Raw genomic sequence first — 19,904 nt, forward strand, 5'->3', positions numbered from 1 at the left:
GAAAGTCATTAGCGGTCCATCCCGCCCGTTTGGTCGCACCGCATCCTCAACGGAGCACCTCATGCCGTCCCATGTCTTCGCGGACCGCCCTTCCGCCCAGCCGCCCGAGCGCGGCTCGGTCGAAGCGCTGATCACGCAGACGCGCCGGCTCCGCGGCGAAGTCGACGCCGTGCGCCGCGACACCGGGCCCGACCGCGCCGACCCGCAGGGGCGCTGGCAGCGCGCCCTGTGCGACCTGGCGGTCCATCAGCTCAACGACTTGGACGACCACCTCGCACAGTTGCGGGACGGACCCGTGGAACCGGCCGTGGAGCCCGCCGCTCCGGCCGTGCCCGCCCCGCTCGAACCGCAGCGCGGCTCGCTGCTCAGCCGGGTCGGCAGCGCGGAGTGGAACCTCCTGAACGACGAGGCGAGTTGGTCGGGCGAGCTGTACCAGATCCTCGGGCGGGAGCCAGCGGCTCCCCCGCTCTCCCTCGACGAGCTGCCCTCCGTGGTGCACGTCGACGACCAGCCGATGCTGACGGCCATGGTCACGGACTGCCTGATCGACGGTAAGCCGATCGACGGCGAGTTCCGTATCGTGCGCCCCGACGGAGGCGTACGACAGGTGCACATGATGGGCGAGCCCGTGCTCGCCGCTGATGGCAGCACCGCCTCTATGTGGGCGGTCTTGCGGGACGTCAGCGAATTGCGCCGCAGCCAGCGAGTGGTGCGCGAGACCCGTGACTCGCTGCACCGCCAGCGGCACATCGCGCAGACAGAGCACCGGCTCGCGGTCGAACTGCAGGAGGCCGTGCTGCCGCCGTGGCGCGGCTCCCTGCGGTTCCCGCACGGCGGGCCCGCGGCGATCGATCTCGCCGCGCACTACCTCCCTTCGTCCACGAGTTCACTGGTCGGCGGCGACTGGTACGACGCGATGGAGCTGCCCGACGGCCAGTTCCTGCTCAGCATCGGCGACCTCACCGGGCACGGCGTCACCGTCACGTCCGGCATGGCGATGCTGCTCGGCGCGGTGCGGGGCATGGCGGTCGCCGGAGTGCGCCCTGCCCAACTGATGGGCTGGCTCAACCAGTTACTGGACACCACCGCGCAACCGGCCCTCGGCAGCGCCGTCTGCTGCCAGTACACCCCCGCGACCCGCACCCTGACCTGGGCGCAGGCGGGACACCCCGCCCCGCTGCTGTTCCGCGACGGGACGGGGCGCGCGCTGGCCCCGCCGGGTGGCGTGATCCTCGGAGCGACTTCCGGAGCCACGTACGAGCAGGCCGAAGTCCAACTCGAGCCCGGCGACCTGTTGTTGCTGCACACCGACGGCCTTGTCCCCCGGCGCGCCAGGGACGCGGCCACGAGCCGGCTGCTCGCGCTCGCGCCACGCTTCACGGACAGGCGGGGTGCGCAGGACTGTGTGCGGACGGTCGTCGAAGAGTTCGGCGTGGCCCCACGTGAGGACGACGCCTGCCTGTTGATCGCGCGGGTCAACTCCTGACCCGCGCCCGGACGCTGCGGGGCGCTGTGCCTGCGACCCTGCCGGGCCCTATGCCTGGACCCGGCTGCCACCTCCGGTCTTGGCCGCCACCTTGGGCAAGGCCATCTTGATCTCCTCACGCAGGTCCTGGATCTTGGGATAGCCGGAGTACTGGGCCGTCAGGCGGTACATCTCGCGCAGCCGGTCCCATGTGCGGTGCGAGGAGTTCGACCCCATCGAGACCAGCGCCAACCGTGCGTACCGATCGGCCTGTTCCGGGTCGTCGGCGATGAAGCATGCCGACGCCAGCGAGATGTAGTCGAAGATCTGCGACCGGTCGCGGCCCTGGGACCGCAGGTCGATCGCCTCCTTGGCATGACGCTGGGCGGTGTTGGCCGCGGACGCGTCGTGATCGGCGAGTGTGCGGTAGGCCAGGGCCTGCATGCCGTGCATGTCCGCCTCGTCGAACATCTGCATCCAGCTGGGCGGCGGCACGTCCCCCTTGTCGGAGACGAAGAGGTCCTCCGCGACCCCGAGGGTGCGGCGCATCGCCTGGCCCTTGCCCATCGACGCCTGTGCCCAGGCCTCGATGGTGTAGAGCATGGCCTGCGTGCGCGGCAGGACTTCCTCGCCCGAGCCCGACTTGGCGAGCTTCATCAGGTCGAGGGCGTCGTCCGGGCGGCCGAGGTGCACCATCTGGCGCGCGGCTCGGGACAGGGCCTCACCGGCGCGCGGCCGGTCGCCGCCCTCGCGCGCCGCGTGCGCGGCGATCACGAAGTACTTCTGGGCCGTGGGCTCCAGGCCGACGTCGTGCGACATCCAGCCCGCGAGGACGGCGAGATTGGCAGCGACGCCCCACAGACGTCGCTGGAGATGGTCGGGGTGTCGGTAGGCGAGCATGCCGCCCACTTCGTTGAGCTGTCCCACCACAGCCTTGCGCTGCAGCCCGCCGCCGCGGGCCGCGTCCCAGGCCCGGAACACCTCGACGGAGGTCTCCAGCTCCTCGATCTCCTGCGACCCGATGGGGGCGGCCTCATAGCGGTCGAGCCCAGCGGGGTCGGCGTGCAGGGGATGGTCGGAGCGGGGGGCATCGGCAGCGAGGGCCGGATCGGTGTGCAGCCAGTCGTGCATGGCACCGGTCAGTGCGGAGCCGGCGGCGAGCGCGGCACCCGCGCCCACCAAGCCGCGTCGGTTGAGCATGAGGTCCATTCCCGTGAATTCGGTGAGGACCGCGGCTGTCCGTTCGGGCGCCCACGGCACGCCGTCGGGGTGCTCCACACCACCGTCGCCATGCCGTTTCCCCACGCGCCCGTGCCGGACCAGACCAAGATCCTCAATGGTCACGACACGGCCGAGACGCTCGGTGAACAGAGCCGCCAAAACCCTGGGCACGGGATCGCGCGGGATTTCTCCCATGTCGATCCAACGCCGTACCCGCGAGGTGTCGGTGGCCAGTTGCGGGTGGCCCATGGCCGCCGCCTGCCGGTTCACCAGTCTCGCGAGTTCCCCTTTGGACCAGCCTGCCAGGCCGAAAAGGTCCGACAGTCGGGTGTTGGGTTGTCCGTTCACGTCAAGCCCCCAGGTTCTCGGCTGAGTTGACAGTAACCGCCTGTCAGTTGCTGAGCGACTATTCGCCAGGGTTCGCCAGGGTGCGCCACATGGTGTGCCAGGGGACGACGGGTGTCAGGTAGGAAAGCGCCACCCCGACCCGGCCCACCGCGGGACATTCCCCAGGGTGCTCCCAACGGAGCCGGGGCGGGAGGCGCCGCAACTCGCAGGCACACGAAGGGATCTGTATCGCCCATGTACACAGCATCGTCCTCCGTGTCCGCCCCGCCCCGGCCACTGCACAGCCGACAGCCCGGCAGCGGCCCGTATCTGGAGCCCGCGCGCCCCGCGGCCGGGTCGCTCGGCGCCGGCCGGACGCGACGCGTTCCGGGGCCCGGCACGCAACCGCTCAGCGGGAGACTCGACTTGTCAGGCCCCCAGGGGGCGCAACTGCGCACCGCGATCGCCTCGGTGCACCGCATCTGTCCGGAGTTCAACCCGGTACAGGTCCTCCGCCGCAGCGGACGCACCGTACTGCTCGTGGGGACAACAGGACGCAGCACCGCGATCGCCAAGTGTTTACTCGACCACTCGCCGGTCTGGACCGAGCGCCTCAGGCACGAGATAGCTGCCTACCGCTCGTTCGTCCGGCACCGTCCTCCGGTCCGGGCCCCGCGGCTCATCGCCGCGGACCCCGAGGACTGCACGCTGGTGATCGAGCGCATGCAGGGACGCGTCGCCGCGCTGTCCCGCCACCCCGTGGAGCCGCCGCCGCGCGCGGACGTGCGGTTGGCGCTCAACGCGATCCGTCACCTCAACCGGTGGCGTCCGCCACAGGAGTTGTTCGGCAGGCCCATGGACTACGGCAAGCGGATCTCCCGCTTCCATGAGCTGGGCCTGCTCACCGACCGGGACCTGGGCGACCTGCAGAAGCTGCTGCACGGCATCGCGCACTCGGCCGGGCAGCACGGCACCTGGCAGTTCTGCCACGGCGACGCGCTGTTGTCGAACATCCTGCTCTCCCCCGCGGGCCCGGTGTTCGTGGACTGGGAGCACGCGGGCTGGTATCTGCCGGGCTACGACCTGGCGACGCTGTGGTCGGTGCTCGGTGACGCACCGGTGGCGCGGCGCGAGATCAGTCAGCTGGCGCAGGAGCAGGGACCGGCGGCGCGCGACGCGTTCCTGGTCAACCTGATGCTGGTACTGACCCGGGAGATCCGTACGTACGAGATGGCCGTGCAGCGATCGATGCACGACGCGACCCCGGCGGCACCGGGACCAGCCCACCCGGGTGCTGCGCCGTCCGGTGAGGAACAGCGGCTGCTGCTGCGGCGGCTGCACGACGACTGCCAACTGGCCCGCAGGGCCGTGCGCGCGGCGGTCGGTACTCGCTGACGGGGAAGACGGTCCGCAGTGCGCCTTGGACAGCGGCGCACTGCGGACTTGTCTATGCCCCCGGCTACTTCCGGGTGACTATGACGTGGTGAACTGCACCGCGTCCAGGTCGAAGGAATTGTTCTGTGGCGACTTGAAGACCACGTACAGCTTGTGCGTGCCTGCCAGCGCTTCGACCGGCACGTCGGGTGTGGCCTGATAGGTGTCCCAGCCCCCGGTGTTGGGGACGGGGGTCGTGGCGAGCAGCTTGCCGTCGGGAGCGTCCGCGCGCAGTTCGATCGAGCCGACGCCGTACGGCGATGACAGCTTGTAGCTGACCTTGCTGACGCCTTCGACACTCATCGGGCTGTACGCGATCCAGTCGCCGTCACTGACATCGCCGATGCGCTTGCCGTTCTCGGCGCCCTCCTGGGAGACGATGCGGGTTCCTGACTGGTCGTCGTGGTACTCGGCCTGCTTGTGCTTGGGGTGCATGACGGAACGGCCGTAGCCGGTGAGGGCGCTGACGCCGTCGCCACCCTTGTCGGTGTACTTCGCGTTCAGGACGTACGTGAGGTCGGCGCCTTCGGGGTGGCCGCCCAGGTCACCGGTGTCCACGGTGCCTTCGCAGCCGGGGATGTCGGTGGTGGGGTGCTCGTGGTCGTCGTGGCCGAGGGCCGGATTGACGGTGACCTTGGAGCAGTCGATCGTGCCGTCCTCGGGGTCGGTGACCGTGACCTTGTAGGGGATCTTGTCGCCGAACTCGATGAGCTTGCCGTCGACCGGGGTCTCGACCTTCACCTTGGGTGCCGTGTTGCCCGCCGTGACGGGCACGTTGGCGAAGCCGGACTTGCCGGAGGCGTCGGTGACCTTCAGCTGGGCGTTGAAGTCTCCCTTGGTGTCGTACGTGTGGGAGGGGTTGGCCTCGGTCGAGTCGTACGTGCCGTCGCCGTTGAAGTCCCAGGCGAAGGAGAGCGGATCGCCGTCCGGGTCCTTGCTGCCCTCGCTGGAGAAGTCGACCTTCAGCGGGACCGGGCCGTTCGTGGCGGACGCCTTGGCCTGGGCGAGCGGGGTGCGCTGGCCCTGGGCGTAGTCGATGCGGTAGAGCCCGGAGTCGTTGTTGCCGCCGCCGAACTCGCTGCCCCATTCCAGGACGTACAGCGAGCCGTCGGGCCCGAAGGTCATGTCCATGGGCTTGGCGAACTTCGCCGACTTCAGGAAGTCATTGATCTTCAGGAGTTTGCCGTCCTTGTCGAAGCGGATCTCCTTGACCGAGTCGCGGGCCCATTCGTAGAAGAAGCTCGCGCCCTCGAAGTAGGCGGGGAACTTGGTCTTGGAGGGGTTCTTGGGGTCGTAGTCGTAGACCGGTCCGCTCATCGGCGCCGAGCCGCCCGCGCCCATCTCCGGGAACTCCTTGGACTCGCCGTAGCCGTACCAGATCTCGGGCTGCTGGAGCGTCGGCAGGTCCTTCAGGCCGGTGTTGTTCGGCGAGGGGTTGGTGGGCTTGGCGCAGTCGAACTTGGCGCCGACTTCCTGCGTGTCGGGGTTGTAGGGGGCGTACGCCTGGTTGTTGCCGTGGCAGAAGGGCCAGCCGAAGTTGCCCGCCTTCTTGATGACGTTGTACTCGACCAGGCCCTCAGGTCCGCGGTCGGTCGTCGGGGCGCCCCGGTCGGGGCCGTAGTCGGAGGCGTGGACGTAGCCCGTCTTGGGGTCGACGGTGAAGCGGAAGGGATTGCGGAAGCCCATCGCGTAGATCTCGGGGCGGGTCTTCGCGGTGCCCTTGGCGAAGAGGTTGCCCTTGGGGATGGTGTAGCCGCCCTTGTCCGTGGGCTTGATGCGCAGGATCTTGCCGCGCAGGTCGTTGGTGTTGCCCGCGGTGCGGGCCGCGTCCAGCATCTGCTTGCCCTCGCGCCAGTCGAGCGGGGCGTAGCCCTGCCAGTTGGGGTCGAGGTTGGGCGGGGTGTCGTCGCCGACGCCGAGGTAGAGCGTGCGGTTCGGGCCGAACTCGACCGCGCCGCCGGTGTGTCCGGGCTCGGGGAAGGTGCGGTCGCGGTAGGCGGGGACGTCCAGGAGTTTCTTCTCGCTGGCGAGGTCGAGGGTGTTGTCCTTCTTGACCGTGAAGCGGGAGAGGCGGTTGACGTCCTCCTTGGCGCCCGCCGGCGCGTAGTAGAGGTAGATCCACCGGTTGTCGGCGAACTTCGGGTCGAGTTCCATGCCGACCAGGCCGTCCTCGCCGCCGGTGTAGACGTCGAGCTTGCCGGCCGTGGAGGTGGAGTGGCTCTTCGGGTCGAAGATCTTCACCTCACCGCTGCGCTGGACGTAGAAGACCTTGCCGTCCTCGGCGACGTCCAGCTCCATCGGGTCGGCGGTGTTGTCGTCCAGTGCTGTCTTCTCGTAGCCGGACCAGACCGTGCCGCCGCAGTCGCCGGGCTTGTTGCCCGCGGCCCACTTGATGCCGCCGAGCACGTGCTCGCGGAAGGCGGGCTCGGTGTACGACGCCTTGTCGTGGCCCATGGCGGTGGCCCAGACCTTGCCGCCCTCTGCGTTGCGGCACCAGGAGATGGGGTGGTCGGCGCCCATCTTGGAGCCGCCCGGGTCGTACGTCGTCTCGTCGGCGGTGACCAGGACGTGCACGTCGCCGCGGGGGTTCTTGTCGAAGTTGTACCACTCCTCCGGGCGCTCCCAGCGCTCGGGAAGACCCTTGGTGGAGGGGTGCACGCGGTCGGCGACCTTGGCGGTGCCCTTCAGGACGCCCGGTGAGTGGGCGGGCATGTGGGCACCGGCGTTGATGAGGTCGTCCCACCAGGGGAAGGAGTCCTCGACGCCCATGTCGAGGGTGTTGTGCAGGGCGACGACTCCCTTGCCGCTCTTCACGTACTTCTTCATGGCGTCGCGCTGGGCGTCGGTGTCCCAGACCATGCCGGAGTTCTGCAGCATGATGATGACGTCGAAGTCCTCGAGCTTCGCGTCGTCGAAGACCGTCGCGTCGGCGGTCTCGACGACCTCGAAGTTGTTCGCGGCTGCCTGCTCCTTGACCATCTGGATGCCGGCCGGGATGGAGTCGTGGACGTAGCCGACGGCCTTGGTGAAGAGCAGGGCGCGGAAGGCGGGCGCCTTGTCTGCGGCGCTCGACGTGGCGGGCAGGAACCCGACCGCGAGCAGCAGCGCCGCGACGACGGCGATCACCGTTCTTCGCAACCCTTTCGCGTCACGCGTTCTCATGTCACGCACATGACAGTCCATGGAGTGGTGGTCCTCTCTGCGGGAAGGACGGACGGACGTGCGGGATTGCCGGATGTCTGTGGGATTGCCGTACGCCAGAGGGTCAGAGGGCGGCCACGGCCCGACGCAGAAAGCCGAGCCCGTCGGTCGCGAGCGCGTCCTGGGTGGGCGCGAGGGGCCGCCAGACGGAGGCGGCGACGGCGATGGCGTCGTTGTGGGCCGTGAACGACTCGATGCAGAGCGCCCCCCGGTAGCCGGATTCGCCGAGGGCGCGCAGGAATCCGGGCCAGTCGAGATGGTCGGTGCCGGGGGCGCCGCGGTCGTTGGCGCACACCTGCACGTGGGCGATACGGCCCGCCGCCGTGCGGACCACTTCGGGCAGGGAGTGCTCCTCGATGTTCTGGTGGTACGTGTCCAGGGCGACGCCGGTCGATTCCTCGGGCAGCCCCGCGAGGCCCTCCAGGGTCTGGGCGACGGTGTTGAACAGGCTGGTCTCGTAGCGGTTGAGGGGCTCGACGGCGATGCGGACTCCGGCGCGCGCCGCGTACTCGACGACCGGCGCGACGTGCTCGCGCCATTCCTCGTACGCCGCGGTGCGCGCGGCCCGGTCCATCCGCCAGGTCCGGCCGACCGCCGCGTACACGGGACCGGCGACCACCGGGGCGCCGATCGCGTGGGCCGCGTCGACGCACCGGCGCAGGTAGTCCTGGGTGGCGCGCAGCGTGCCCGGGTCGGTGCGGACCAGGTTGCGCTCGTCGGGCATGACGGCGACGACGGCCGCCGGGGTGAGGCCCGTGGCGTCGAGGAGCTTGACGGCCGCCGCGGGCTCCCAGTCGTCGGGCTGTTCCAGGGGGAGTTCCACGCTGTCGAATCCCCAGCCCGCGAGCCGTGGCAGCGTCTCGCCGAGGACCTCGGTGGTGACCGGCGAGTGCCAGATCCAGGGGTTGGCGCCCACCTGCCAGGCTGTGTACGTCACTTCTTGCCTCCCCAGTCCTCGGGGAATCCCGGCATCTTCTGGCAGCCGCACATCGCGTAGTGCAGCGGCGGCATGCCCTCCTGGAGGTACTCGTCCAGGTTGGCCTGCGTGACCGTGGGCTGCGGCAGCTTCCACTCCTTGGGGACCTCCTTGCCGTCCAGGATGCGCAGGGCCGCGATGACCGGGGTGCGCCACTGGAAGGTCGGGTAGGTGGGGGCGATCGCGGTGAGGTCCTTGTCCTTCCACGCCTGGAGGAAGTCCTGCTGGTCCTCGCCGGTGATCGGCGGTACGTCGACGCCCGCGTCCTCGAAGGCCTCGACGGCGGCGACGGCCGTGGCGCCGGAGTCCATCCAGACGCCGTCGATGGAGCCGTGCCGGGAGATCGCGTCGGAGACGATCGACTTGGTCTTGGCGGGGTCGCCGTCGGTGAACTTGGCGTCCACGACGTCGAGTTTCCCCTTGTCGAAGGCGAGCTTCGCCGCCGACCAGCGGGTCTCCAGGACGTCCACGCCGGGCGAGATGCGCAGGGCGAGGATCTTGCCCTTGGGCTTGACCTTGTCGACGAGGAAGTCGGCGGCGACCGCGCCGTAGCCGTAGCCGCCGATGGGGTTGACGAACGTGACGGCGCAGTCGGTCTCCACGCCGCGGTCGAAGACGATCACGGGGAGCTTGCCGCAGGCCTCCTTCACCGCCGGGGTGAGGGTGGCGGTGGTGTTCGGCGAGACGATGAGCGCGTCGCAGTCCTTGTTGCCCGCGAGCTCCTGGATGTCGGAGATCTGCTTGTCGTCCTTGCCCTGGGCGTCCAGGACGGTGAAGTCGCTGATCTCCTTGTGGAGCTTCACCTCGGCCTTCATGTTCTTCAGGCCGACCTGGCGCCAGGGGTTGAAGACACCCGCGTTCGAAAAGCAGAGGTGGGTACCGCCCGAGCCCTTCTTCTTGTACTGGGCGGTATCGGTCATCTCCGGTTCGAGCATCTGCTCCCAGGGCTTGGCGGCCGGGCCCTCGGGGGTCTCTTTGCCGAGCTTCAACTGGCGTTCGTACTCGGCCTGTTCGAAGAACTTGGAGGGCTTGTCCCCGTCCTGGTCGGACCCTGCGGTCTGCGAGGCGCCCGCGGGCGAGTCGGGCGGTGTGTCGCTGGAGCAGGAGACGAGCAGGGCGCCCGCGAGGAGGGTGGCGGCGGGCACGAGGGCGCGTCTGCGGTTCGGTTTGATGTGCCTGACGAGGTTCTGCATCACGAGGGTCTGCCTCCCGAGGAGTGGGTACGACGGCGGCGCAGCCGGGACCAGTCGGCGGCCCCGAGCCCGACCGCGGCGATGACGATGACGCCCTGGACGGTGGACTCCAGGGCGCCCGATACGCCCTGCAGGTTGAGCAGCGTGAACAGTGCCTGGAGCGAGAAGGCGCCGGCCATCGCGGCGATGACACTGCCCCGGCCGCCGCCGAGGACGACTCCGCCGAGGACCACGGCGGTGATCGCCTCGAACTCGTAGCCGCGGCCCGCCTGGGCGGAGACCCCGGAGAAGCCGCCGACGAGGACGGCGGCGAGCGCAGCCGCCGCGCCGGACAGGACGAAGGCGATGACGCGGGCGCGGTGCACGCGCACTCCCGCCAGGGCGGCCGCGCGGTCGCTGTCCCCGGTCGCGATCAACGTACGGCCGAAGTCGGAGCGCATGAGCAGGGCGGCGACCAGGCCGGCGACGAGGCAGGCCAGGACCGCCCAGGGCAGCCAGCCCATGGCGGTGCCGCGTCCCATCTGGCGGAATCCCTCGGACAGTTGCCCGTGCGGGGAGCCGCCCGTCCAGAAGAAGACGGCACCCTCCAGGATCAGCATCATGCCGAGTGTGGTGATGAAGGAGGGCACTCTCAGGCGTGTGGTGATCAGCCCGCTGACGAGGCCGGTGACCGCCCCCGCCAGCAGCAGTCCGGCCGTGATGAGCGGCCAGGGAGCGTCCGGGAACGAGCCGTAGACCTCGGCCGCCGCGACGACGCCCGCGGTGACGATCGCCCCCACGGACAGGTCGAACTCCCCGCAGACGATGACCAGATACTGTCCGGCGGCCAGGATCACGAGGGGCGCGGCACGTTTGACGAAGGCGAGGAAGCGGTCGGGTTCGTAGAAGCCGGGGTCGGTGGCGGCGAGGGCGACGAGCAGCACGACCAGAAGTGCGTAGACGGGCGCCCCGGTGCCGAGTGAGCGAGCAACGCGCTTGTACGGGGCTGGTGTTGGCGCCTTGGACGGTGCGGCCGTCTGGCTGCTCATGCGGACCTCCTGCTGCCGCGCCGGGCGTAGATCGCGACGGCGGCGATGATGACGACGCCGCGCACGACGTTCTTGAAGAACGGGTCGACGCTGAGCTGGTTGAAGACGGAGTCGAGCACGGCGAGCACGAGTACTCCGCCGAGCGTCCCCGCCACTCCCCCGCGCCCGCCGGCGAGGATGGTGCCGCCGAGCACGACGGCGGCGATCGACTCCAGGTCGTAGCGGGCCTCGGTGCCCGCCCAGGGGGCGCCCGCGCCGAGCCGTGAGGCGAGGAAGAGCGCGGCGGCGCCCACGCAGAGCGAGCACAGGACGTGGGCGGCGATGATCGTACGCCGGGTGCGGACGCCGGAGAGCCGGGCCGCGTGTTCGTCGCCGCCCGTGGCGTACAGGTGGTGCCCGAAGCGGGTGCGCCGGGTGATCAGCCACATCGCCGCGGCGACGGCGGCGAGCAGGAAGAGCGAGACGGGGATCGGGCCCATCCGGTCGTAGCCCAGATGCTGGAAGGAGGCGGGGACCTTGCCCGCCGGGCCCGTGTAGTTGTCCTCGATCCAGCCGCGCAGGATGAACGCGGTGCCGAGCGTCGCGATGAACGCGTTGACCTTGAGCCCGGTCACGATGAGACCGTTGGCCAACCCGACGGCCGCCGACAGGGCGAGGACGGCGAGCACCGCCGTGACGACGCCGCCGTCCTCCATGGTGGTCGCGGCGACGAGCGTGCCGAGGCTGATCAGGTACGCCACCGAAAGGTCGAGCGAGCCGGTGAGGATGACGGCGGTCTGGCCCACGGCGACCAGGCCGAGGGCGACGCAGTTCTGCAGGATGCCGACGACGTTCGAGAGCGTGAGGAAGTCGCCGCCGCGCGCGGCGACCACGATCCAGCCGAGCGCGGTGACGGCCCCCGCCGCGAGCCAGACGCCGACGGCGGGATCGGTGAGCCTGCTGCGGCTCGGGGCGCGGGTCTTCACGGCGGGCGGTGGGGCGACGGTGGTGCCGGTGGTACCGCTCACGCGGCGGACTCCTCTCCGGACGGGTCGGTCGTCTCTGAGGACGCGTCTGTCGTGGCGAGCCGCATCACGTCCTCCTCGGCCGCCCCCGCCGGCAGTTCACCGGCGATGCGGCCCTCGGACATGACGAGGATGCGGTCGCTCATGCCGATGAGTTCGGGCAGTTCGGAGGAGACGATCAGGACGGCGATGCCCTCGCGGGCCAGTTCGCGGACGAGGGTGTGGATGGCGGCCTTGGCGCCCACGTCGACGCCTCGGGTCGGTTCGTCGAAGAGCAGGACGCGGGGGCGGGCGGCGAGCCACTTGGCGATGACGACCTTCTGCTGGTTGCCGCCGGAGAGGAAGCGGGCCTCCTGGTCCTCGCCGCGCGCCTGGAGGCGTACCCGCTCCAGGAGCGCGGTGAGTTCGCGGGCGGCCGGCGGCTCCCCCCGGGCGGGTACGGCACGGGTCACGAGCAGTGCGTTGTCACGCACCGACTGGCGCAGGGCGAGCCCCTCGGCCTTGCGGTCCTCGGTCACCAGGGCGATCCCGGCGCGGATGGCCTGCCGGGGGGTGGTGGGCCGCAGGGCGGCGCCGCTCACCGTCATGGTGCCGCCGGTGAACGGTGCCGCTCCGAACAGGGCCCGCGCGAGGGACGTACGGCCGGAGCCTTCGAGGCCCGCGATGCCGGTGACCTCGCCTGCCCGCAGCGTCAGGTCGATGCCGCGGAGCCGGTCGTTGCCGCCCCCGCTGACCGTCAGGCGTACCTCGCCGATGTCGTCGGGGTCGGCGCGCGGCGGGTAGTAGGCACTCAGCTCACGGCCCACCATGGCGCGGACGACCTGGTCGGTGTCCGTGTCCTGGGTGCGCACCGTCGTGACGTGGCGGCCGTCCTTCAACACCGTGATCCGCCGCGAGAGTTCGAAGACCTCGCGCAGGCGGTGCGAGATGTAGAGGATGCCGAGGCCGCGGGCCGCGAGGCGGCGCACGAGATCGTGCAGGAGACCCGCCTCGTGGTCGGCGAGCGGCGCGGTCGGCTCGTCCATGACCAGGACGCGGACGTCGGACGCGAGCGCCTTGACGATCTCGACGGTCTGCTGCCGGGCCACGGACAGATCGCGGATGTACGTGCGGGGCGTGATGCCCGATACGCCCACCTCGGCGAGGAGTTCGGCGGCCCGGGCCTCCATCGCTCGGCGGTCGACGAGGCCGTAACGGGTCGGTTCGCGGCCGAGGAAGACGTTCTCGGCGACCGTGCGGTGCGCGAGGAGGGCGAACTCCTGGTGGATGATGCCGATCCCGGCGGCCTGGGCCTGTGCGGGATGGCTGAAGGAATGCTCTGTTCCGTCGAGCGTGATGCTGCCCTCGTCCGGGACGTGTTCGCCCGCGAGGACCTTCATCAAGGTGGACTTGCCTGCGCCGTTCTCACCGACGAGCGCGTGCACCTCGCCCGCGGCGAGGTCGAGCGATACGCCGTGCAGCACACGCACCCCGAGAAAGCTCTTGGACACCCCGCGCATAGCCAACATCTCTTGCGTCGCCTGCATCGCCTGCACCCTCGGCTCCTTCGGCAGCGGTCTGCAGAGCAATGTGATGAGCGAACTTTGACCTGTCAAGGTCTCAAGCAGCTTTCTCCACAAGCGAGTTGACGATGACTTAGGTCGATCGTCGAACACCATCGGCCTTGTGAGCAGCGAAACTCGTCCCTATGGTGGCTGCCATGTCTGGAGCGCCGGATCACCCCGTTTCCCTGCCGTCGTCACCCGGCGAAGTCCTCGCCCTGCTCCGGACGGGAGCGGCGGAGACCCGCGCCGACATCGCCCGTGTGACGGGGCTCGCGCGGTCGACGGTGTCGCAGCGGGTGGACGCGCTGATCGCGCACGGCTTCCTCACCGAAGAGGCGGACGGCGGGTCGACGGGCGGCCGGCCACCGCGCCGCCTTCGACTGCGCACACGCGAACACGCCGTCGCGGGCGTCGACTTGGGTGCCTCGCACTGCCGGGTCGCCCTGCTGGACATCGGCGGCGAGATGCTGGCCCTGCGCGAGGACCCGCTCTCCATCGCGGACGGGCCCCAGGAGGTCCTGGGCCACGTCGAGCGCACGCTGCACGCCCTCCTCGAGGAGGCCGAACGCGACCCCGCGTCCCTGCAGTCCATCGGGGTCGGGGTGCCGGGACCCGTGGAGTTCTCGACGGGCCGCCCGGTGGATCCGCCGATCATGCCGGGCTGGCACCAGTTCCCCATCCCGGAGTTCTTCGCCGAGCGGTTCGGCCCGCGGGCGCTCGTCGACAACGACGTGAACGTGATGGCGCTGGCCGAGCAGCGCCGCGCCTTCCCCGACACGCGCTATCTGCTCTACATCAAGGTGGGCACGGGCATCGGCTGCGGCATCGTCGCAGACGGCCGGCTGCACCGGGGCGCGCAGGGCAGCGCGGGCGACATCGGGCACATCCGGGTCGGCGACATCGAGGAGCCCTGCCGGTGCGGCAACTCCGGCTGTCTGGAGGCGGTCGCGGGCGGCGCGGCGATCGCCCGCAAGCTCTCCGAGCTCGGCCTGCAGGCGACCTCGGGCAGCGACGTCGTGGGCCTGGTGAAATCCGGCAACCGCGATGCCGTACGCATGGTGCGCGAGGCGGGCCGCGCGGTGGGCGAGGTGCTCGCGGGCCTGGTGAACTTCTTCAACCCGGACACGGTGGTGGTCGGCGGCGCGCTGGCCGCCGTCCACGACCAACTCCTCGCGGGCGTACGGGAAGCGGTGTACCGCCGCTCGCATCCGCTGGCCACGCATGTGCTGCGGATCGAGCCGAGCCGCACCGGCGAGAACGCGGCGGCGATCGGCGCGGGCATCCTCGCGGTCGAGCATGCGCTGTCCCCGCGGCAGGTGGACCGGGCCCTGGCGGGCGCGGCACGCTGAAAGGCGTCAGGCCCAGCACGAGCACCCCGGTCCGCGTGGACAAGCACCATGCAACTCCGGCCATAGCGCCAACTGCCCCATACGACAGGGTCAATTGCGCCCCAACTTCGGCCTATGCTGCCCAGCAGCTGGGACCTGTGGAAGGCCCACTTCGAGCCCGCCGGTTTCGCGCTGGGGCGGATCGCCGATCACCTGGCGGGCCTGATCGACGGCCTGGAGCGGAAACCGGCCGTCATCAGGCACTCCGTCGGAGGGCTGCTCACCCACGGAACGGGACGCTCTTGTCGACCGGGCGTTCGCGACGCTGCGGCCGTGAGGCCGACTGCCATCCCCGCGCCCGTCCGCCGCCCGTCCCGGCGCCCGCCCATCCCAGCCCCCATCCCCCGAACAGGTGGACCGAACCTCTGACGCCGCGGGCGGTCCGTCCACCCGTCGGCGTGGTGTTCGTGCTGCTCATTGGTCCAATCCACTGACGCGCCGCAGGCCGTGCGGCCTCCCGGGGCGAAACCCGCCGGGACCGGCGCTGACATGGGAAATCCCGTCCCCTGGGCATGATTGACGGATCGTCGGAGAGCCGGTACCACTGACGCACGCCCGGCCCCGCACGCCCCATCACGCTTCACCGTCCCAGGAGGCTGCATTGCGAGGATCCGCCACCGCCCGTACCCCTGCCGCGCGCAGACGCGCCGTCAGGGCCGCGGGCGCCCTTGTCTCCGCCGGCCTGCTGCTTCCGCTGCTCGGTGCCGCCCCGTCCTCCTCCTCATCGTCGCCGGGTGCGCCCGCCCAGGCGTCCTCGGACGGGCTGCAGGGCGCCTTCGCGGCCGCGTCCGCCGAATACCGCGTACCGCAGAGCGTCCTGCTCGGAGTGTCCTATCTGCAGTCCCGCTGGGACGCGCACGGCGGCGCGCCGAGCGTCACCGGCGGCTACGGCCCGATGCACCTCACCGACGCACGCTCCGCCATCGCCGGGGCCCCGCACCACAGCGAGGGCGACGAGGACCCGCGCGGCGACGCGTCCCGCGGCGTCCTCAAGCCGAAGGAGTTCACGGCCAAGGTGCCGGAGATTTCCCAACTGCCGTCCCGACTCAAGACGTTGCCCCGCGCGGCCGAGCTGAGCGGGCAGTCCACCGAGCAGCTGCGCACCGACCCTGCCGCCAACGTCCGCGGCGGCGCCGCCCTGCTCGCCGCCGCGCAGAAGAAGCTCGGCAAGCCGCTGAGTGACGACCCGGCCGACTGGTACGGCGCGATCGCCCGTTTCTCCGGCGCGGACGACCAGGCCACCGCGGCGACGTACGCCAATGACGTCTTCGCCGTCATCAAGGACGGCCAGGAGCGCACCACGGACGACGGCCAGCACGTGGCCCTCGCGCCGGTCGGCGGTCTGGAGCCGGACGCCGCGCAGGTGCGGTCCATGGGGCTGCGGAAGGCCCCGAAGGGCGAGACCGAGTGCCCGTCGACCGTGTCCTGCGAGTGGATCCCGGCGCCGTACGAGGAGTTCAAGGACCCGGACGGCAACGACGACTACGGCAACCACGACCTGTCGAACCGGCCGGGGAGCCAGAGCATCGACACGATCGTCGTCCACGACACCGAGGGCCGCTGGGAAGGCGTCCTCAACATGGTGCAGGACCCCACGTACGTGTCCTGGCAGTACACCCTGCGCTCCACCGACGGCCACATCGCCCAGCACGTGAAGGCCAAGGACGTCGCCTGGCACGCGGGCAACTGGTACGTGAACTCCAAGTCGATCGGTCTGGAGCACGAGGGCTTCCTGACGGCGCCCGACACCTGGTACACGGAGGCGATGTACCGGTCGTCGGCGCGCCTGGTGAAGTACCTCGCCAAGAAGTACGACATCCCGCTGGACCGCCAGCACATCATCGGCCACGACAACGTCCCGGGCACGCTGCCGTCGACGATCGCGGGCATGCACACCGATCCCGGCCCGTACTGGGACTGGCAGCACTACTTCACGCTGATGGGCAAGCCGTTCAAGCGCACGGCCGGCCCGAACGGCGGTCTGGTGACCGTGGCTCCCACGTACTCCAAGAACCGTCCGGAGTACACGGGCTGCGTCAAGCCGGGCGACAAGTGCGTGCCGCACGGTTCCGCCGCCGTGCGCGTGCACACCGAGCCGCGTGACGACGCGCCGCTCATCAAGGACATCGGCCTGAGGCCCGGCGGCGGCGACTCCACGATCGGTGTGAACGACACCGGCGCGCGCCTGTCCACCGGTCAGCAGTACGCGGTCGCCGACCGCAAGGGCGACTGGACCGCCGTGTGGTACCTGGGCCAGAAGGCCTGGTTCAAGAACCCGAAGAAGCAGCCGACGGCCGTCGACGCGTCGGGGCTCGTGGTGACGCCGAAGGGCGACGCCAAGGAGATCCCCGTGTACGGACGCGCCTACCCGGAGAAGGCTGCCTACCCGGCGGGCGTCCCGGTGCAGCCGGTCACGCCGCTGCCGTACAAGCTCCTCGCGGGACAGAAGTACGCGATCGGCGACAAGGTGCCGGGCGAGTACTTCTACGCGCCGACGTTCGACACGGCGCCGCACAAGGTGGTGCGCGGCAAGGACATGTACTACGAGGTCCAGTTCGGGCACCGCGTGGCGTATGTGCGGGCGGCCGACGTGCGAGTGGTGCGGTCGGGCTCCTAGAGCCACCGGGGCTGTCAGGGCCGGGTCCGCGTGGGGGCGGGCCCGGCCCCGGCATGTGTGTGGCCCCAAGGGACTCAGTCGAAGACGTAGCGCTGCCCCGCCCGCGCCTTGAAGGTCTTCTCCCCGCCCTTCAACAGACCGCTGCGCACGGTGAGTTCGCGGGTGCGCGACGCGATGAGCACGATGCGTGTGGCCCGCCCGCCCGACCACTCGACGTCGAGGCGTGCCCCGCCGCGCGCCCGCAGCCCGCGTACCGACCCCTCGGGCCAGCTCGCGGGCAGCGCGGGCAGCACCTCGATCACGTCGAACTGGCTCTGCAGGAGCATCTCCACGATGCCTGAGGTCGCCCCGAAGTTGCCGTCGATCTGGAACGGCGGGTGGGTGTCCCAGAGGTTGGGCAGCGTCGAGGACTTGAGCTGCTCGCCGAGCATCTTGTGCGCGTGGTCGCCGTCGCGAAGCCGCGCCCAGAAGTTGACCTTCCAGGCCTTGGACCAGCCGGTGCCGCCGTCGCCGCGCGCGGTGAGCGAGACCTTCGCGGCGTCGGCCCACCGGCTGCCGGGCTGGATCTGGCGTCCGGGGTGCAGGGCGTAGAGGTGGGAGACATGCCGGTGGTCGTCGGTCTTGTCGTCCAGGTCCGCCTTCCACTCCTGCAGCTGACCCCAGGAGCCGACGCGCAGGCCGGGGTCGAGCTTGCCGAGGGTCTTCTCGAGATCGGCGCGGAAGGCCGCGGAGTCACCGAGGACGCGGGCGGCCTCCAGGGTGTTGGTGAGCAGGTCGTGGACGATCTGCTGGGCCATGGAGTCGCCCGCGGTGAAGTCGCCGTGCTCGGGCGAGTAACTCGGGGTGACGACGAGCGTGCCCTCCCGCGGATCGGTGCGGAGGTTGTCGAGCCAGAACTCGGCAGCCTCCTTCATCGCCGGATAGGCGGTCGAGCGCAGGTACTCCGTGGAGCCTCCGAAGCGGTAGTGCTCGTACATCTGCGCCGTGAGCCAGGCGGCCGCCTCGGGGAACCAGAAGGAGGTCGACCAGTCGTGGACGCCGGTGAAGCCATAGGGGTTCGTTTCGTTGTGCACCACCCAGCCCCGCGAGCCGAACATCTCCTTCGCCGTACGCCGGCCCGGCGCGCGCAGCGCCTCGACGAAGCGGTCGTAGGGGGCGGTGGTCTCGGCGAGGTTGGCGGCCTCCGCGAGCCAGTAGTTCATCTGGAGGTTGATGTTGGTGTGGTAGTCGGCCGACCAGGGCGGGGTGGTGCTGTTGTTCCACACGCCCTGGAGGTTGGCGGGCAGCGAGCCCGCGCGGGAGGAGGCGATGAGGAGGTAGCGGCCGTACTGGAAGAAGAGTGCTTCAAGGGCGCGGTCGGCGGGGCTCGACCCTCCCCCGTAGCCCTTGAGCAGCTGGTCGGTCGGCACGTCGGCGGGCGCGGCCTGGCCGATGTCGAGGGCGACGCGGCCGAACAACTCGCCGTGGTCGCGCAGATGGGCGGCGCGGAGCGCGCCGTGGCCCTTGGCTACGGCCTGGTCGACGGTGCGGGTGACGTCGGCGTGCGGGTCGTCGCCGCGGTAGTCGGGGTAGGTGTCGGCGTAGTCGGTTCCCGCGGCGAGCGCGAACCAGACGTGGTCGGCGCCGCTGACGGTGATGCTGCCGTCCGCGTTCGCCGAGCGCGTGCCGCCTCGGTGGACTACGCGCAGCTGCGCCTCGAACTGCAGGCCGTTGTCGGCGAGTTCACCGCGTACGGCGATTCGGTCGCCGTCCGCCTTCGCGGTGAAGTCGGCACGGGGCGAGGTGTACCGCAGGGTGCAGGTGACGCTCGCCGGGCGGTCCGCGGTAAGGCGTCCGACGAGCACACCGTCGGGGTACGAGGCGAAGAACTCCCGCTCGTGGCGCACCTGTTGGTGGGTGTACGTGACGGTCGCGAGGGCCCTGCGGAGGTCGAGGGTGCGGCGGTACGTGGCGTCGGGCGCGTCCGGTGCGCCCGCCACGTCGAGGTGCAGATCGCCGAAGGTCTGGTGGGCGCCGTAGCCGCGGCGGGGCTGACCGAGATCGGCGGCGACCGCGTCGGGGGTGAGGCCACCCTTCTCGTCCAGCTCCTTGCGCACGGCGTCGAGGGCACCGGGTCTGGCCTCGCGCCAGTTGCCGTGGTCGTATCCCTCGCGGGAGCCGGGGCCGCCGGTCCACAGGGTCTTCTCGTTGAACTGGAGCTGTTCGGATGCGGGGGTGCCGAAGACCATGGCACCGAGTGCGCCATTGCCGATGGGGAGGGCCTCGCGCTCCCAGTCGGCGGCGGGCGCCGCGTACCAGAGCAGCAATTCATCGGATGTGTCGCGTCGCCCCTCGGCTGCGGTCGCCGTACGAGAGAGCACGCCTCCGCCTGCTGCCAGTACGGCTGCTCCGCCTACGGCGGACTTCATCGTGGTCCTTCGCGAGATCCCGGGAGTCATGACCGGTCACGTTAAACGTCCGATGACTGGCCTGGCAAGGCACATGACAAAACCCACCCCTCCGGCAG

The 19,904-nt window shown here is 70.5% G+C and carries 12 protein-coding genes; 4 read left to right on the forward strand and 8 right to left on the reverse strand.

Annotation, left to right across the window (positions count from 1 at the left end; translation table 11 throughout):
- Window positions 1-61 precede the first annotated feature (61 nt).
- Entirely contained in the window at window positions 62-1,486 is a 1,425-nt protein-coding gene (locus AC5P1C_RS14200) for a PP2C family protein-serine/threonine phosphatase (protein WP_493866143.1), read from the forward strand.
- Between the two features lie 48 nt (window positions 1,487-1,534).
- Here AC5P1C_RS14200 and AC5P1C_RS14205 read toward each other — a convergent pair whose 3' ends face one another.
- Window positions 1,535-3,034, reverse strand: coding sequence for a DNA-binding protein NsdB (locus AC5P1C_RS14205; protein WP_493866144.1), 1,500 nt, complete (start codon window positions 3,032-3,034; stop codon window positions 1,535-1,537).
- A 234-nt stretch (window positions 3,035-3,268) separates the two neighbouring features.
- Between AC5P1C_RS14205 and AC5P1C_RS14210 the strand changes: the two genes are divergently transcribed.
- Window positions 3,269-4,408: an aminoglycoside phosphotransferase family protein gene (locus AC5P1C_RS14210; protein WP_493866145.1), complete on the forward strand. Its 1,140-nt coding sequence runs from the start codon at window positions 3,269-3,271 to the stop codon at window positions 4,406-4,408.
- A gap of 78 nt (window positions 4,409-4,486) precedes the next feature.
- On the opposite strand, the gene AC5P1C_RS14215 is transcribed toward AC5P1C_RS14210, so the two are convergent.
- From AC5P1C_RS14215 to AC5P1C_RS14240, 6 genes are all read right to left on the reverse strand, one after another.
- Window positions 4,487-7,609: a ThuA domain-containing protein gene (locus AC5P1C_RS14215; RefSeq protein WP_493866146.1), complete on the reverse strand. Its 3,123-nt coding sequence runs from the start codon at window positions 7,607-7,609 to the stop codon at window positions 4,487-4,489.
- A 103-nt stretch (window positions 7,610-7,712) separates the two neighbouring features.
- Window positions 7,713-8,585, reverse strand: a complete 873-nt coding sequence (locus AC5P1C_RS14220) for a sugar phosphate isomerase/epimerase family protein (protein ID WP_493866147.1) — start codon at window positions 8,583-8,585, stop codon at window positions 7,713-7,715.
- Entirely contained in the window at window positions 8,582-9,817 is a 1,236-nt protein-coding gene (locus AC5P1C_RS14225; RefSeq protein ID WP_493866148.1) for a substrate-binding domain-containing protein, read from the reverse strand. Before AC5P1C_RS14225 ends, AC5P1C_RS14220 begins: the two co-directional genes overlap by 4 nt.
- Complete coding sequence (locus tag AC5P1C_RS14230; protein WP_493866149.1) at window positions 9,817-10,845, reverse strand: ABC transporter permease; 1,029 nt, start codon at window positions 10,843-10,845, stop codon at window positions 9,817-9,819. The genes AC5P1C_RS14225 and AC5P1C_RS14230 overlap by 1 nt, the downstream gene beginning before the upstream one ends.
- Window positions 10,842-11,852, reverse strand: a complete 1,011-nt coding sequence (locus AC5P1C_RS14235) for an ABC transporter permease (RefSeq protein WP_493866150.1) — start codon at window positions 11,850-11,852, stop codon at window positions 10,842-10,844. Before AC5P1C_RS14235 ends, AC5P1C_RS14230 begins: the two co-directional genes overlap by 4 nt.
- Window positions 11,849-13,357 carry a sugar ABC transporter ATP-binding protein gene (locus AC5P1C_RS14240; protein WP_493866342.1) on the reverse strand — a complete coding sequence of 503 codons (1,509 nt, stop codon included), beginning with the start codon at window positions 13,355-13,357 and terminating at the stop codon, window positions 11,849-11,851. The genes AC5P1C_RS14235 and AC5P1C_RS14240 overlap by 4 nt, the downstream gene beginning before the upstream one ends.
- Before the next feature lie 191 nt (window positions 13,358-13,548).
- Here AC5P1C_RS14240 and AC5P1C_RS14245 point away from each other — a divergent pair, with 191 nt between their 5' ends.
- Both AC5P1C_RS14245 and AC5P1C_RS14250 read left to right on the forward strand, forming a co-directional pair.
- Window positions 13,549-14,742: an ROK family protein gene (locus tag AC5P1C_RS14245; RefSeq protein WP_493866151.1), complete on the forward strand. Its 1,194-nt coding sequence runs from the start codon at window positions 13,549-13,551 to the stop codon at window positions 14,740-14,742.
- Between the two features lie 640 nt (window positions 14,743-15,382).
- Window positions 15,383-17,398, forward strand: a complete 2,016-nt coding sequence (locus AC5P1C_RS14250) for an N-acetylmuramoyl-L-alanine amidase (protein ID WP_493866152.1) — start codon at window positions 15,383-15,385, stop codon at window positions 17,396-17,398.
- Window positions 17,399-17,472: 74 nt separating this feature from the next.
- On the opposite strand, the gene AC5P1C_RS14255 is transcribed toward AC5P1C_RS14250, so the two are convergent.
- Window positions 17,473-19,806 carry a glycoside hydrolase family 95 protein gene (locus tag AC5P1C_RS14255; protein WP_493866153.1) on the reverse strand — a complete coding sequence of 778 codons (2,334 nt, stop codon included), beginning with the start codon at window positions 19,804-19,806 and terminating at the stop codon, window positions 17,473-17,475.
- Window positions 19,807-19,904 lie beyond the last annotated feature (98 nt).

The sequence above is a fragment of the Streptomyces sp. A18 genome (genome assembly GCF_059026065.1).